Consider the following 15617-nt stretch of genomic DNA (forward strand, 5'->3'; position numbering starts at 1 on the left):
CGCTAAACTGTGCGGTAAATCTGCAGGAGATAAGACATCATGGACGCCATGGCTACCGCCACCCAGGCAAGCAACGCCCAAGCCAGCTTTGCCGGCACCCTGACCGATAAGCTGAAAGAGCAGTTCGACGCCGGCCTGCTGTCCGGCCAGGCGCTGCGCGACGATTTCACCATCGCACAGCCGCTGGAGCGCTATACCGAGACCGACCACGCGGTATGGCGCAAGCTGTACGACCGCCAGGCCACCATGCTGCGCGGCCGCGTCTGCGACGAATTCCTGCAGGGCCTGTCCACGCTGGGCATGGAGCGCGACCGCGTACCCAGCTTCGACCAGCTCAATGAGACCCTGATGCGCGCCACAGGCTGGCAGGTGGTGGCGGTGCCCGGCCTGGTGCCGGATGCCGTGTTCTTCGAGCACCTGGCCAACCGGCGCTTTCCCGCCAGCTGGTGGATGCGCAAGCCCGAGCAGCTCGACTACCTGCAGGAGCCCGACTGCTTCCACGACGTGTTCGGCCACGTGCCGCTGCTGATCAACCCGGTCTTCGCCAACTACATGGAAGCCTACGGCAAGGGCGGGCTCAAGGCCGCCTCGCTGGGCGCGCTCGACATGCTGGCGCGGCTGTACTGGTACACCGTGGAGTTCGGCCTGATCCGCACGCCGGAAGGCCTGCGCATCTACGGCGCGGGGATCCTGTCGAGCCAGGGCGAGTCGATCTACAGCCTGGATTCGGCCAGCCCCAACCGCATCGGCTTCGATGTGCGCCGCATCATGCGCACGCGCTACCGCATCGACACCTTCCAGAAGACGTACTTCGTGATCGACAGCTTCGACCAGCTGTTCGACGCTACCCGCCCGGATTTCGCGCCGCTCTACGAGGAACTGCGCGCGCTGCCCACGCTGGGCGCCGGCGACGTGGCCGCCACCGACCTCGTGCTCAACCGCGGCACGCGTGAAGGCTGGGCCGACAGCGACGACGTCTGATCCCGGCTCCGGCTGCCTTTGCACAACGGCTGCAGGCTGCCCACGCACGCACTTTGTGAAACAATGACGGCATGCCCGCCCGGCCCCCAGCCCCGACCCAGGTCGCACAGGCTGGAAGGCTGCGCGGGCGGGCCGGTTTCATCCTTTGCTTATCCCTTTCCGACCATCGAGCCCATCATGTCCCCTGCGCCCCTCGTGCCCCTTTCGCTGGAAGAACGTGCACCGCTGCTGGCTGCCCTGCCCGGCTGGAGCCTCGTCGAAGACCGCGACGCGATCCACAAGCGCTTTACCTTTGCCGACTTCAACGCCGCCTTCGCCTTCATGACGCGCGTGGCGCTGGCGGCGGAAAAAGCCGACCACCATCCCGAATGGTTCAACGTCTACAACCGGGTCGATATCACCCTGTCCACCCATGACGCCAATGGCCTGACCCGGCGCGATACCGACCTGGCGGGCTTTATCGAACGCGCTGCCGCGTCGCTGGCCAAAGCCTGAGCACACCGCATGCGGCAACGCAGGGGACTGTAGGCAAACCGAAAGGTCGGAGGCGGCCCCGCCCTGTACAATCGGTGGCTAACCGGTTAATCAACGCACCGGTTTATTGCTTTCCCGTTCCTTTCCAGCTTCCTCCTGCCCCCATGCGTATCCTTCTGATCGAGGACGACCGCCAGATTGCCAGTGGCGTCGAAGCCGGCCTGTCCCAGGCCGGCCATCAGGTGCGCGTGGTGCACGACGGCGTCTACGCCACCGAGCACCTGCTGCGCGAACAGCATGACCTCGTCATCCTCGACCTGGGCCTGCCCGGCATCGACGGCATGACCCTGCTGGCGCGCTACCGCGCCCGCAACCGCACCACGCCCGTCATCATCCTGACTGCGCGCGACGAGCTCGAAGACAAGCTATCCGGTCTGAACGCCGGCGCCGACGACTACCTCGTCAAACCCTTTGCCCTGCCGGAGCTGGAAGCACGCGTGCGCGTGCTGCTGCGGCGCAGCCAGCATGGCGAGGCCGCGCCCGAGCGCGACGTGCGGCTGGGCCGGCTGCGCCTGTCGGGCAACGACCGCCGCATGTTTATCGACGGCAAGCCGCTGGAACTCTCCCCGCGTGAGTTCGCCGTGCTGGAACTGCTGTTGCAGCGCCAGGGCCGCGTGGTCAGCAAGGCGCAGCTGCAGGACCACCTCGCCACCTTCGCCCATCCCGCGGGCGAAGGCGGCGACACGGTCGGCGACACCGCCATCGAAGTCTATGTGCACCGCGTGCGCAAGAAGCTGGAAGAAAGCGACGTGGAGATCGTCACGGTGCGCGGCTTCGGCTACCTGCTGCAGATTCGCGCCGGCACCTGACGCCGCGCACAGAGCAAGCCCGCCATGTGGCTGCGCCCACGTCCTCCCCAGCCGCCCGAGGGCCTGACCGGCACCGCTGGCGGCGTATCCGGAAAGCCTGCCGCAGCGGCGGAACAACCCTCGGCGGCGGCACCCGCGCGCACCGCCTCCACGCAAAGCCTGCGCGTGCACCTGCTGCGCGCGCTGGCCACGCCGCTGTTTGCGCTGGTACTGACCAGCGGCTCGCTCTCCTACTGGCTGGCCGCGCACTACACCACGCAGGTATTCGACCGCGCCCTGTACGGCGTGGCCAACAATATCGCCCAGCAGATCCGCATTGCCGGCCCGCGCCTGGAGCAGGACATCCCGATGATCGCGCAGACGCTGGTCGAGGCCGAAGGCACCGACCGCATCTACTGGCGCATCCACGGCCCGGACGGGCTGATCGGCGGCATGGACACCTGGCTGGGCTACGGCACCGGACAGACATCGCTGCACGATGCGCGGCTGTTCTACGCCTGGTTCAGCGGGCGCCAGGTGCGCGCCGTGCGGCTGCCGGTCAACCTGCCCAGCCCGGCTTCGGACGAACTGGCCACCAGCGAGGCTGGCCGCGCCCCGCGTGGGCCCATCGTGGTGGAAGTGGCGGAGTTGCTGGACCGGCGCGAAACCGCCGCCAACGAGATCCTGCTGTCGGTGTCGGTGCCGCTGATCCTGCTGCTGGTGGTGGGCAGCCTGATCCTTTCGCACGTGCTCAAGGAAGAGCTGGTGCCTTTGCAGATCCTCACCGACAAGCTCAATCGCCAGACCGCGCGCTCGCTGGCGCCGCTCGATGAAACCCAGGTGCCGGCCGAAGTGGAGCCGCTGATCCGTGCGCTCAATGCGCTGCTGGCCAGGCTGCGCGACGCGCTTGATGCGCAGCGCAAGTTCATCGCCGACGCCGCGCACCAGTTGCGCACGCCGCTGACCGCCGTCAAGCTACATGCCGACCGCGCGGTGCAGTCGAACGATCCCGCGGTGACGGACCACGCCCTGCGCGAGCTGCAAGCGGCGGCCGACCGCGCGGTGCGCCTGTCCAACCAACTGCTGTCGCTGGCGCGTGCCGAACCGGGACTATCCCTGGAGCGGCTCGGCCCGATCGAGCATTTCGACCTGGCCACGCTGGCGTTCGAGACCGGTGCCGAGTGGGTGCCGCAGGCACTCGCGCGCCAGATCGACCTGGGCTTCGAGACCTTGCCCGGCCCCACCTTTACCGGCGCGGCACCGTCCACCGTGCGCGGCAACCGGCTGCTGATGCGCGAAGCGCTCAGCAACCTGATCGACAATGCCGTGAAATATGTGCCGCCCGGCGGACGCATCACCGTGCGTGCCGGCGGCGAGGCACTTGGCCATCGCGGCATGGCGGTCGTGATGGTGGAAGACAACGGGCCTGGCATCGCCCTGGCGCGCCGCGAGGAAGTCTTCAAGCGCTTCTTCCGGGGCGACCATACGCCGGGCCCCAATGCGCCGGCGCAACCGCCCGGCGGCGCCGGCCTGGGGCTGGCGATCGTGCATGAAATCATCGGGCTGCATCACGGCACCATCCGTATCGAGGATGTGCCCACCACCGGCGAGCAGGCTGAGGCGCGCGGCATGCGTTTTGTGATCCGCATTCCATGCGAGGCGGCGGGCGCCGCCTGAACCGCATCAAGCTGCGGCGCAGATCCGGCATCTGCGCCGCGGCTGGCATTGTTACCGGCCTTTCTTTGCCTTCGGCGCCAGCATGGTCCCGCGGCACTTCGGGCTGCCGCAGCGGCACTCGAATTCCTTCTTGAGCTTCTTGGTGTAGCGCGCGTCGATCACCAGTCCATAGTCGTAGAACAATTCCTCGCCACCGGCGATATCGCGCAGCGCGTGGATGAATACACGCCCCTTCTTCTCACGCGCCTCGCAATTGGGTTCGCAAGCATGGTTGATCCAGCGCGCGCGGTTGCCGCCGAACTTGGCGTCGATCACATCGCCGTCTTCCAGGCTGAAATAGAAGGTGTGGTTAGGATCCGCCGGATCGTGCGGATGGCGCTTGAGCGCTTCCTTCCACGAAATATGCTCGCCCTTGTACTCGATGAYGCGTTCGCCCTCACCGATCGGCGCGATCGCGTAGACGCCCTTGCCGTGCACGCCCGAACGACGCACTTCGACGCGGTCGGCAGCGGTCTTGCGCTTGCCTTCCTTGGGACTCTTGACGCCCTTGCCGCTCCCTGCGTCTTTCACGTCAGTCCCTTCCTGCTTCAATTCCTCTTGCTTCGCCTGTTCCGCCATGTGCCATCCCGTATTGATCCGCCTGCCACTGCGCGTGGCTGTGCGCCGCCCGGCGCGATGGCGATGATACCTGCCCATATTGGCCGCGGCATCCCCCTTGCCGGCAAATAGACGTTTACGGATGAACCGGCCGGCCCGTATACGTCAAGGCAGGTATACGTACCGCCCGCAAGTCGTGCGTCCCGTCGATTTGCCGCCCGGCAAACAGCCTTAAGAAGCCCTTGTCCACCCGCGTATACGGCACGTATACCGCCATCGGCCAGCCCAGACGATGTGGATAACCCGGCAAAAATCTGTGGATAAAGACATGCGATTCATGTGGGCTGCCTGGGGTTGGCATGGGGACGCGTCAGGCATAAGTCGGAGGGTTGCACCTGGACCCCTCATCCAAAAGGCCAAGTCATCCACGGCAGCCAACATCCGGTCCGACCACTTTTGCTTCCCACAACCCATTGATTTCAAAAGTGTTTACCGGGTTATCCACAGAAAAGGCAGCCGTTTACCTACTACTACTATTTGTATACATTAAAGAAAGAAGTAAACCGAAAGGACAGCGTCCTGCTATCGGCAAAGAAAGAAGGCAGCCGGAAAATAAACTGCCGGAAACCCGCTTCAGGCGGGGCTTCTTTTTTAAGCAAGGCGAAATGACCTGTCGAACTGAGGTTTACTGCGATGTCCCGAAAGGTTTTTTCGCGGGAACTCGACGTATCCGCATGGCGGTGATGGCCAGGCGAGGTGGTATACGCTCGTCCTCGAAGGCTGCGTATACGTTCGACCCCGGTTTACCGACGAGCGCGCTGCGTGGAACGGGGGATTTCTGTGCTGGCGGGGATCTGCGGGCCAAGACGTAAACGCATGCCGTTAGCGCCGCACGCAAGGCATGCACGATGCGAATATCCGCGAAAATCCATTCCCCGTCGGGGGCTATCGGACATGCACAATAGTTCATGAGGTTGCCCGGGAGCGCCTGCGCCCCGTAGCTACGCTGCACTGGGTACGCGTTGCCGGGGGCAGGACTCCGGCTGAAGAGTCGCTCACAGCGCCGCTAAGGCCCTCTGGCGGGCAGAGAGCGCCTGCCAGGGCGGCCACCTGCCGTTGGTGCCGCCTGCGGTCCAGGTATACGCCGGGAAATCGCCCGGATGCCCTGGGCCACACCTCCATCGTGCCAATGCCCCTGAGAGGGGCCAGGAGGCCGCTGTAGCCGTTTTCCAGGCTGGGATGCCCTGTGGGGCACCTATGTACGTTCTTTCGCCTGAGGGCCATCCTGACGCCCTCAAAGGCTCGGCCTGCCCCGCCAAATCCCCCCAAAGCCCCAGCCAGCGCGGGCTGGCGGCGCCTGCGCTGTAACAATCTGTTCCCAGTCCGCCTTGCCCGACACGGTATGATGTGGCCCGCGGCGCCTTTGCCGACGCCGGTGCCCAGTGGGCCGGCCCAGCCAGGCGTCCTTGTTTTATCAACTCGACACGGAGTGAAGCATGACGAAAACCGAACTGATCGACGCCATCGCGGCCGGCGTGGACGGCCTGACCAAGGCCAAGGCAGAACAAGCGCTGAACGTGACGCTTGGCGCCATCATGGAAGCCGTGGCCAAGGGCGACACCCTGAGCCTGATCGGCTTTGGCACCTTCAGCCAGGGCGAGCGCGGCGAGCGCATGGCGCGTAACCCGCGCACCGGCGAAGAAATCAAGGTGGAAGCCGCCAAGACCGTCAAGTTCAAGGCTGGCCAGAAGTTCAAGGACGCAGTGAACCAGTGAGTCCCGCGGGCGGTCTCGTGCCAGCCCCGTTGGATCTACCCCGCCGTGCCGCCACCCGTAGCCTGATGGCGCTGGTGAGCGCCAGGCGGGGGGCGTTATCCACAATATTTGCCCACTGGTTATCCTGCGCCATCGCGGTATACGCCGCACCCCGCGCAAGACCGGTAAGATCGTGCCCTATCGGCGCCTTCCCTCAGTAAATACAAGGGTCTCGGGCGTCCTGCTCAGTAGGCCCCTCATGTCCCGTCGATCGCCGCCAGGCAGATTTCCACAGTTTTATTCACAGCGTTTCCCACAAAATTTTCCACAGGCGCGCCGGCTCGGCCTGAGCTTGCTGACGGCTCTCGCGCTACTGTCGGGTTGCACCACGCCATCCCAGCCGGCGCGGCCCCAGGCTATCCCGTTGCCTGACACCGAACGCCCCGCGACGACACCTGGCGCCACGCAGCGCCAGCGCATTGTCGAGATCGCCTGGCAGGAGTGGCAGCGCTGGGGAGGGCAGACCGTGCGCCTGGGCCGCGACGATACCGCTTGCGTGGCCGATAGCCCACTGCCGGCGCCGGCGCTGCCTGGCCTGCCGGCGGCGACGGATACCGAGGGCAATCCGGACGCCAGCGATGCGACGGGGCGGACGGCCGACCGCGAGGATGAGGAAAGCGGCGAGTCGAGCTGCCTGCACTTTCCCGATGGCACCGGCATGGAAGCCACCGCCCAGGGGTGCCGGCTGGCGCAGCGCTATTGGGCCATCGTCGGCAAGGCGGTCACGTGCCACCAGATCACCCAGGGCAGCTGGGCCTGGTCCGCGGTCTTTATTTCCTGGGTGATGCGCAAGGCGGGCCTGGACGACCGCCAGTTCCTCACCGGCGATTCGCACTCGATGTACGTAGTGGACGCGCGCGACGGCATCCTGCCCGCGCCAGCCTTCCGCATTGAACCGCTGCCGGCCATGCCGCGGCCAGGCGATGTGCTTTGCGCCGGGCGCGGCAGCGACAAATACCTGGCCAGCGTGGCCGCAATCGGCTTTGGCACTACGCCCATGCATTGCGACATCGTCGTCGAGGTGGACCCGGCGGCACGGATGGTCAAGGCGATTGGCGGCAATGTCCAGCAATCGGTCTCGATGGAACTGATCGAGCTGGGAGACTCCGGCATGATCGATGGCGTGACCAACTCGCACATGCCGTGGCTGCTGATCATGCGCAACACCCTGCCTTGAGTGTCGATATGGGCCTGCGGGTACCTCCGGCTTGACCGGCTCCATATAATCATTAACATGGTAATTAATCGAGGCATCGGTATCGCCATGCGCGTGCCGTAGCCCGACCCCACCCGAATAGCACCCCACGGTGCGCGCACCGACGCGCGAAAACGCAGAGGAGACCTGCATGGCTGTCGCTAACTGTCACCCGGCGGAATGGGAGGCGCGCGTCAAGCTCGCCGCCTGCTACCGCATCTTCGACCGGCTGGGCTGGACCGAGCTGATCTACAACCACATCACGCTGCGCCTGCCGCCCGAGGCCGGCGGCGATACCGGCAAGCCACTGTTCCTGATCAACCCGTTCGGCTTGCGCTATGCGGAGGTGACCGCCTCCAACCTGGTGAAGATCGACCTGGCCGGCCAGGTTGTCGGTGAGAGTCCTTGGCCGGTCAATCCTGCCGGCTTCGTGGTGCATGCGGCGATCCACGCCGGTATTCCGGGCGCGCATTGCGTAATGCATACGCACACCACGGCCGGCATGGCGGTGGCGTGCTCGGCGCAGGGCCTGTCGATGAGCAATTTCTATGCAGCGCAATTGTTCGACAAGGTGGCCTACCATCCTTTTGAAGGCATTACCGTGCACGACGAGGAAGGGCCCAGGCTGGTGCGCAATATCGGGGACAAGCCGGCCGTGATCCTGCGCAACCATGGCTTGCTCGCCTGGGGCGACAGCATCGCGCGCACCTTCTCCACCCTCTGGCTGCTAAACCGCGCCTGCGAGATCCAGCTTGCCACGCTGGCCATGGGTGCCGCGCTGCCCGTGCCGGAGGAGATCCAGCGCAAGTGCACGCGCGACTCGCTGCAGTTCAATCCGAAGTTTGGCGCGGGTGAAGACGTGTTCGCGGCGCTGACTCGAGAGATTGATGCTATCGATGGTTCGTATCGTAATTAGATACATATGATTCGTTCCGTAAATAAACAAAGAAACCCACGAGAGTGACGGCCATGACATCTCTTTGCATCGTCGGCGCAGGCGCCGTCGGCGGCTTTATTGGCGCGCGGCTTGCGCGTTCCGGCCAGGGGCTCAATGTGCTGGCGCGCGGCCAGACCTTGTCCACGCTGCGCGCGCAGGGTCTGACCCTGGTCGAAGGCGAACGTAGCGAGACCTTCCAGGTGCACGCGGAAGGCGATCCCGCAGCGCTAGGTACGCAGGACGTGGTGATCCTGGCGGTGAAGGCCCCGGCGTTGCCGCAGCTGGCGCGGGCCATAGGGCCGTTGATCGGCCCCGATACGGTGGTGGTCACGGCCATGAATGGCGTGCCGTGGTGGTTTTTCGAGCGCCCCGGCCCGCACGCGGGGCTGTCGCTGCACACCGTGGATCCGGAAGGCGCCATCGCGCGTGCCATTCCGGCCACGCAGGTGATCGGCTGCGTGGTGCACCTGACGGCCTCCACGCCGGCGCCGGCCACTGTGCGCCATGGCTTTGGCGAGCGCCTGATCCTTGGTGCCGCCGGTGGCGATTCGGGGATGGCGGCCGGCAAGGTCGAAACGGTGGCCAGCCTGCTCGCCCGAGGTGGCCTGGAGATCGAGCGCAGCGCGGCCATCCAGCAGGACATCTGGTTCAAGCTATGGGGCAATATGACGATGAACCCGGTCTCAGTGCTGACCGGCGCGACTTGCGACCGCATCCTCGACGACCCGCTGGTCAACCGCTTCTGCCTGGCGGTGATGGAGGAAGCTGGACGGATCGGCGCGGCTATTGGCTGCCCGATCGCGCAGAGCGGCGAGGAGCGTAGCCAGGTGACGCGCAAGCTGGGAGCCTTCAAGACCTCAATGCTGCAGGATGCCGAGGCGGGGCGGCCACTGGAGATCGACGCGCTGGTGGCCTCAGTGAGGGAAATTGGCGAGCACGTGGGGATTGCTACGCCCAATATCGATGCGCTGCTCGGCCTGGTGCGTCTGCATGCGCAGGTGCGCGGCCTTTACTGAGGGGGATTGGACTGCAGGCAGGGCTTTGAACGATTTGATAGATGGGAATGAGTATTCTCTACATCAATGAATGCTCGCGAAATTTTGGTTGTCGCGATAGATGCAGCGAATATTTGTGTCAGGATCTGATGGTCCCCGCCTACCCGTTCTCTCAGTGAAAATGTCGGAAATCTTCGAAATTCATCAACAGAATGGATGATGACTCGATTTTTGTTCTTATATTTATTTCTGGCAAGAATAAGATGAGGCCCCAGCGGAAGGAGCCCCCCCTTCCCTCAGCCTTGCGCCACGGCGGCGCTGCGCCGGCGCCCCGCCCAGATGCCTTCGATGGCATAGACAGCCAGCGATATCCAGATCATTGCGTACCCGGCCTGCTTGCTTGCCGGGAACGGCTCGTTCCACAGCCACACGCCGAGCAGTAGCTGTAGCGTCGGCCCCGTGTATTGCAGCAGCCCTAGCAAGGACAGCGGGATGCGGCGCGCGCCCGCCGCAAACAACAGCAGGGGGACAGCGGTGACGGGACCGGCCAGCAATGCCAGCAACTGCACGCCGCCGCTGGCTTGGCTGAAGTCCGCCTGCCCGGTGGCGAACAGGTAGGCCAGGGAGCTTGCCGCCAGCGGGAACAACAGCAGGGTCTCCAGCGACAGGCCTTCCAGCGCGCCAAGCGTGGCGGTCTTGCGCAGCAATCCGTACCCGCCAAACGTGGCGGCCAGCGCCAGCGCGATCCACGGCAACTGGCCGGCTGCCACGGTCAGCCAGGCCACTCCCGCGGTCGCCAGCGCGATCGAGGCCCACTGGCCGGGGCGCAGCCGCTCGTGCAGGAACAGCACGCCCAGCAGCACGTTGAACAGCGGATTGATGAAGTACCCCAGGCTTGCGTCCACCACCCGCCCGTTCGATACCGACCAGATGTAGAGAAACCAGTTGCCGCTAAGCAGCAGCGCGCTGGCGGCGAAGCCGGCCAGCAGGCGCGGATTGGACCATACCCCGCGCAGCCAGCCCCAGTGGCGCCGCCAGGTGAGCACCAGGCCCAGGAACACCAGCGACCACACCATCCGGTGCAGCAGGATCTCCATCGGCGCGATGCCGTGCAGGGACTTGATATAAAGCGGCAGCAGGCCCCAGATGGTGTAGGCGAGCAGCGCGTAGATGATGCCGGTTTGCATGAGAAGTCCCAAAGAATCGGGCGATTCTACCGGCGTAAAAAAGCCCGTGCTTGGCACGGGCTTATCGCTTGCGGCGCAGCGGGCAGCGGCCCGCATGTGTCAGGGCATTTACAGCTTGTGCGTGAAGCTGAATTGCGAGAATGCCTGCTCGGCCACATTGAACCAGGCGGCTTCGTTGTTGCGGAATACGCGCCAGTCGTCGTAGATCTTCTTGAACGAAGGATTCTTGGCGTTTTCCTCGGCGTAGGCTTCCTGGGTGGCCTTGAAGCAGGCCTCCATGATCTCCTTGGAGAACGGACGCAGCTTCACGCCGTTCTCCAGCAGGCGCGCCAGGGCTTGCGGATTGACCGTATCGTACTTGGCCATCATGTTGGTGTGGACCTCGATGGTGGCCGTTTCCAGCGCGCGCTTGTACAGCGCGGGCAGCTTCTCGTACTCCGTGGCCGAGGAATAGAAGGACAGCTGCGCGCTGCCTTCCCACCAGCCCGGGTAGTAGTAGTACGGCGCAACCTTGTAGAAGCCCAGTTTCTCGTCATCGTAGGGGCCAACCCATTCGGCCGCGTCGATGGTGCCTTTTTCCAGTGCCGGATAGATGTCGCCGCCGGCGATCTGTTGCGGCACCACGCCCAGGCGCGCCAGCACCACGCCGGCAAATCCGGCGATGCGGTACTTCAGGCCCTGCAGGTCGGCTACCGTCTTGATTTCCTTGCGGAACCAGCCGCCCATCTGCGCGTTGGTATTGCCGCCCAGGAAGTTGACGACGTTGTATTCCTTGAAGAATTCGCGCATCAGCTTCATGCCGTTGCCCTGCAGCATCCAGGCGTTCTGCTGGCGTGCGGTCAGGCCGAAGGGGATGGTGGTGTCAAAGCACAGCGTCGGGTTCTTGCCGAAGTAGTAGTAGCCGGCGGTGTGGCCGATCTGCACCGTGTTGTTCTGTACCGCGTCCAGCACCTGCAGGCCCGGCACGATTTCGCCGGCGGCGAACACCTTGATGTTGAACTTGCCGTCGGTCAGTTCCTTGACCCGGGCCGACAGCAGCTCGGCGCCACCGAAGATGGTATCGAGCGACTTGGGAAAGCTGGAAGCCAGGCGCCATTCCACGGCCGGGTTGCTGCCGATCACGGCCGGTGCGCTGGCACCGGCGGCGGCCGGCGCGGCAGCCTTTTCTTCCTTGCCGCAGGCGGCCAGCGCCCCGGTGGCGGCCACGGCCGATGCCTTCAACAGAAAGGAACGACGTTCCATAACTTCTCCTCTTTATAAATTTTTTGGTGCGGCAGCAGCGTCAGGCACGCTCACGTCATGCGTGGGCATCCGGCTCTGTACCGTGTCGCGCATGAAGCCGGGGTACGGCGGCTGCGCAATTAATGAGCCTGTTACAAAGGCATGCCAGGATCCGCGGATGACCTTGGCATGCCTTTGTAACAGGCTCGGGGGGCGCCGGTCCGTACCCGTCGGACAAGCCCGATGATTATAGCGGTGGCCCTTTCGCCACGGGGAACCGCGAAAGTCCGGGTTTTCGCTAGGAAAGCGCTGCTTTCCGGGTGGTTCCTCCGCCCTGTTCCATATGGTGAAAAGGCCGCCTTTGCCGCGGATTTTGTAACCCCGCTTGCTGTCCAATCGGGCGACTGTTAAAAAATCACGCCTTACTGGTGTTGCCTATGTTGCCTGTTGTCCCGGCCGAATCGGGCCGCCCGCTGCCTCGTCACTCTCGCCGCCTCGCCGTTGCCGTGCTGGCCGCCTGGGGGATAAACGCGTGTGCGCAGGCCGGCACGGGTCTGGCGGCATCGGACGCGCTGGTGGCACCTCCGGCCGTGGCGGTACAGCCCCGGCCCTCGCCACAGGTAGATCCGGAGACAGACCCGCTGGCAGCCTTGGTTGCGCGCGAGTCAGCTGGTGGTGCCGAGACCAGCCCAGCGGTAGTACGCCTGGCTGACGCCGCGCCTGCGGTCATGGAAGCGCCTTCCGTGCCCGTTGCCGCCGCTGCGGCCCCTGCTCCCGCCGATCCTTCCGAGTCCGGTGCACCAGACGCCCCCAAGGCCGGTGCCGCGGACGCCGCCCTGCCAGCCCCGCCGCTTCCGGCCACCTGGGCCAACGCAGGCCTGGCCGACGACGGCATGGAACTCGCCGGACCGCCCGAGCCTGCCTTGCCCCCAGAGCCCGTGATGGCGCCGCCGCCTCCTGTCGTGTTCTTTCCGAAGCGCCTGGGCCAGTTCGTCGCGGAAGCATCGCCGAAGCTGGCCGAGCCGGTCGACGGCGATGCCCCCGAGGCGCCAGCCAGCGAGGGCTTCGCCCTGGTCTCGCAGTTGCCGGTCGACGATCCGGCCGGCGACCAGGTCTGGCGGCTAGGTTACAGCGGACGAGCTGCCTATGACGACCGCAACACGGCCACGCGTGCCTGCGCCGGTGGCGGCACGCTGTCCACCGGCGTAGGCGGAGGGCTGGCCTGCCGCAGCACGGGCGAGGTCAAGCTCAAGGAATCGCTGTTCGCCCTGGATGGCGGCGGCCAGGTGCAACTGGTGGCGCAGGCCAAGGGGACGGATGCCACCTCGGTCAATGGCCGCCCGGCAGCGGTCGATCCGTATGCCCTGCTGCCCCAGATCTATACCTCGGTCAGTGGCCTGTCGGTACTCGACGGCGCCACCATGTGGGCTGGCCGGCGCGAGACCTCGGCCTTCCTGATGTCCTCGGGACTGCTTCCGCCCACCTCCCCGGCAATGCGCTTCGGCGTGGACAATGCACGCTTTGGCGATATCGCGCTCAATTACCAGTACACCGCGCGCAACGATCTCAATGGCGCCAACCTGCCTAGTTACCATTCGCTGCGCACCGCCCCCATCACGACCAACGAGAAAGGCTCGGTGCAACTCGGCTATACGCGGGTGGAAGCGCAGCCGCTGATCCAGCAGACCGGCAGCGCATGGTGGGTGTCGGCCATGCACGAGCAACAGGGCGTGCTCGCCGGGACCAATCGTTTCGGCATGCAGTTTGGCGAAGGCAGCCGTAATGCGCTGACTGGCTACACAGGCATGGGTCCTGCGTTGTCCCGAGTACGCCTGGCCGAATCGATGGAATGGAAGCAACGCTCCGGCCTGGGCCTGGCAGGCTCGGTCGAGTCCAGCATGCAGTTCGACCGCTCGCCGGTCGGAACGCTGCAATGGATAGCCACGCGCGTGCGTCCCGCCTACATCGCCAGCGAGCAGTTCAAGCTTACCTTCGAGGTGGCGCGTGACCAGATTTCCTCGGGTTTTGGCGCGAGCGGGCAACGCACCGCCCTGACCGTGGCGCCGACTTTCACGCTTGGCAAGGCGGCCGGCAATGCCAACCTGCGCGCTTTCTACACGTACAGCAAGGCCAGCGACGTGGATGGCATAGCGTTCGCCTCGCCGGCGGATACGTGGGCCTCGCAAACGTCCGGCTCCATCTTCGGCGTCCAGCTCAATCGGCGCTGGTAGCGGCCGGAGTGGCCGCCGGGCCAGGCGTCGGCCATGCCGCCGTTTGCTTCGCATGTGAACGGCCCGGCAGCGCTGCCGGCGCGCGCAGCAACCAGTGGAAGATCAGCGTGGCGCTCAACCCTCCCGCCAGTTGCGCCAGCATGAAGCCGGGCACATCGATGGCACGGATACCTGTGAAGGTTGCCGTCAACGCACAGGCAATGGTGAGTGCCGGGTTGGCAAAAGAGGTTGATGCTGTGAACCAGTAGCCAGCCGTGATATAGGCCGCCACGGCGAACGGAACCAGGCCGGGCCGGCTGCGTCCGGTACCGGTGGCCACGCTGATCAGGCCGAAGGTGGCCACGAACTCGCTCCACCACATCGATGTCCCGGTGCGGCTTTGTGCCGACCAGGCCAGCATCGGCTCGCCAAACATCGCATGCGCGCAGATGACGCCCGCGATGGCGCCAGCAGCCTGTACCAGCGCATAGCGCCACGCATCGCGTGCCGGCAGCGTGCCCTGTACCAATGCACAAAGGCTTACCACGGGGTTGAAATGACCGCCCGATACCGGTCCCAGCGCCAGCAGCAACGCGATGAGCCCACCCCCCGTGGCCAGCGAATTCGCCAGCAATGCCAGTGCGACATTGCCACCGGCCAGCTGCTGCGCGCGAATGCCGGAACCCACCACCACTGCAACCAGCAACGCTGTGCCCAAGGCTTCGGCCACCAGGCGCCTGGCCAGTGTGCTCGCAGGCACGGGTACGGCGCGTCCATGCGGTTCAGCGGTCATTACATCGTCGGGGTGCTTGCGCATCGGGTTTGCTTGGCATGGCCTGGAAACCGCCTCGGACATGGAATCAGTCCTCGCCGCGGGAGCGCGCAGTGTTCGTTTTTCGTCTTCCGGCGTCAATGCACGCGCGGCTAGTTTTGAATGAACTGGTGGTATCGAATGCGCGGCGTGTTTTGCCAGATGGCTACCCGCACGGCACGGATACGAAGCGTGCAATGATGAAATTCGGAGGTCAGGCTGAAATGCGGAAGCCGGAATTCAGGGGTATTTGGCGCAATGCCGATAATCGCGGGTGCGATAGCATTGGTCGAGGAAATTGTGCCTAAACAATAGGCGGTGACAGTGGACAAAGCAAGGGCGTAGCGGGCGTCTGGCGATAGCCATGCGAGGACTGGAAAGGACGTCCATGCCCCCGTTTGCGCGTGGGCATACAGGACAGCCGGAGCAGGGAGACAACGCGCCCATGGCCTTCTTCGCCACCGTGCGGCGGCACATGGGAATGCCAATACGGCGAAGCGCATCGCATCTTATGCGTCGGTAAAAAATGAACACCGGCAAATGAAAAAAGCCCAAGACCTTTTCAGATCTTGGGCTTTTTCGTAATGCTGGTGGCCTGGGACGGAATCGAACCGCCGACACAAGGATTTTCAATCCTCTGCTCTACCGACTGAGCTACCGGGCCAAAGAA

At 64.8% G+C, this 15617-nt stretch carries 13 protein-coding genes and 1 tRNA gene; 9 read left to right on the forward strand and 5 right to left on the reverse strand.

Annotated elements, in window-relative coordinates; translation table 11 throughout:
* Positions 1-48 precede the first annotated feature (48 nt).
* The 4 genes from phhA to AC1DT6_RS18335 all read left to right on the forward strand — a co-directional run bounded on the left by phhA (position 49) and on the right by AC1DT6_RS18335 (position 3980).
* Positions 49-981, forward strand: a complete 933-nt coding sequence (gene phhA / locus AC1DT6_RS18320; RefSeq protein WP_441632557.1) for a phenylalanine 4-monooxygenase — start codon at positions 49-51, stop codon at positions 979-981.
* A 177-nt stretch (positions 982-1158) separates the two neighbouring features.
* A complete protein-coding gene (locus tag AC1DT6_RS18325) occupies positions 1159-1476 on the forward strand; it encodes a 4a-hydroxytetrahydrobiopterin dehydratase (RefSeq protein ID WP_045241992.1) in 318 nt (105 codons plus the stop codon).
* Between the two features lie 143 nt (positions 1477-1619).
* Positions 1620-2324 (forward strand): response regulator transcription factor, encoded by a 705-nt coding sequence (locus tag AC1DT6_RS18330; RefSeq protein ID WP_035865653.1) that lies wholly within the window; start codon positions 1620-1622, stop codon positions 2322-2324.
* Between the two features lie 24 nt (positions 2325-2348).
* Positions 2349-3980 carry a sensor histidine kinase gene (locus tag AC1DT6_RS18335; protein ID WP_441632529.1) on the forward strand — a complete coding sequence of 544 codons (1632 nt, stop codon included), beginning with the start codon at positions 2349-2351 and terminating at the stop codon, positions 3978-3980.
* A 51-nt stretch (positions 3981-4031) separates the two neighbouring features.
* On the opposite strand, the gene AC1DT6_RS18340 is transcribed toward AC1DT6_RS18335, so the two are convergent.
* A complete protein-coding gene (locus AC1DT6_RS18340; protein WP_477114800.1) occupies positions 4032-4598 on the reverse strand; it encodes an SET domain-containing protein in 567 nt (188 codons plus the stop codon).
* A gap of 1475 nt (positions 4599-6073) precedes the next feature.
* Here AC1DT6_RS18340 and AC1DT6_RS18345 point away from each other — a divergent pair.
* From AC1DT6_RS18345 to AC1DT6_RS18360, 4 genes are all read left to right on the forward strand, one after another.
* Positions 6074-6352: an HU family DNA-binding protein gene (locus AC1DT6_RS18345; RefSeq protein WP_006162250.1), complete on the forward strand. Its 279-nt coding sequence runs from the start codon at positions 6074-6076 to the stop codon at positions 6350-6352.
* Positions 6353-6590: 238 nt separating this feature from the next.
* Positions 6591-7568, forward strand: a complete 978-nt coding sequence (locus AC1DT6_RS18350; RefSeq protein ID WP_441632534.1) for a DUF2272 domain-containing protein — start codon at positions 6591-6593, stop codon at positions 7566-7568.
* 169 nt (positions 7569-7737) lie between these two features.
* A complete protein-coding gene (locus AC1DT6_RS18355) occupies positions 7738-8502 on the forward strand; it encodes a class II aldolase/adducin family protein (protein WP_441632536.1) in 765 nt (254 codons plus the stop codon).
* 53 nt (positions 8503-8555) lie between these two features.
* Complete coding sequence (locus AC1DT6_RS18360; RefSeq protein WP_441632538.1) at positions 8556-9539, forward strand: 2-dehydropantoate 2-reductase; 984 nt, start codon at positions 8556-8558, stop codon at positions 9537-9539.
* A 275-nt stretch (positions 9540-9814) separates the two neighbouring features.
* Here AC1DT6_RS18360 and rarD read toward each other — a convergent pair whose 3' ends face one another.
* On the reverse strand, positions 9815-10705 hold the full coding sequence (gene rarD / locus AC1DT6_RS18365; RefSeq protein ID WP_441632540.1) for an EamA family transporter RarD: 891 nt from the start codon (positions 10703-10705) through the stop codon (positions 9815-9817).
* 108 nt (positions 10706-10813) lie between these two features.
* Positions 10814-11947: a TRAP transporter substrate-binding protein gene (locus AC1DT6_RS18370; protein ID WP_441632542.1), complete on the reverse strand. Its 1134-nt coding sequence runs from the start codon at positions 11945-11947 to the stop codon at positions 10814-10816.
* 416 nt (positions 11948-12363) lie between these two features.
* Here AC1DT6_RS18370 and AC1DT6_RS18375 point away from each other — a divergent pair, with 416 nt between their 5' ends.
* On the forward strand, positions 12364-14157 hold the full coding sequence (locus AC1DT6_RS18375) for a carbohydrate porin (protein WP_441632544.1): 1794 nt from the start codon (positions 12364-12366) through the stop codon (positions 14155-14157).
* On the opposite strand, the gene AC1DT6_RS18380 is transcribed toward AC1DT6_RS18375, so the two are convergent.
* Positions 14141-14929 carry an aquaporin gene (locus AC1DT6_RS18380; protein WP_441632559.1) on the reverse strand — a complete coding sequence of 263 codons (789 nt, stop codon included), beginning with the start codon at positions 14927-14929 and terminating at the stop codon, positions 14141-14143. The two genes, AC1DT6_RS18375 and AC1DT6_RS18380, sit on opposite strands and share 17 nt — an antisense overlap.
* A gap of 606 nt (positions 14930-15535) precedes the next feature.
* A tRNA-Phe gene (locus AC1DT6_RS18385) sits at positions 15536-15611 on the reverse strand.
* Positions 15612-15617 lie beyond the last annotated feature (6 nt).

Source organism: Cupriavidus sp. 01L45, assembly GCF_056399885.1.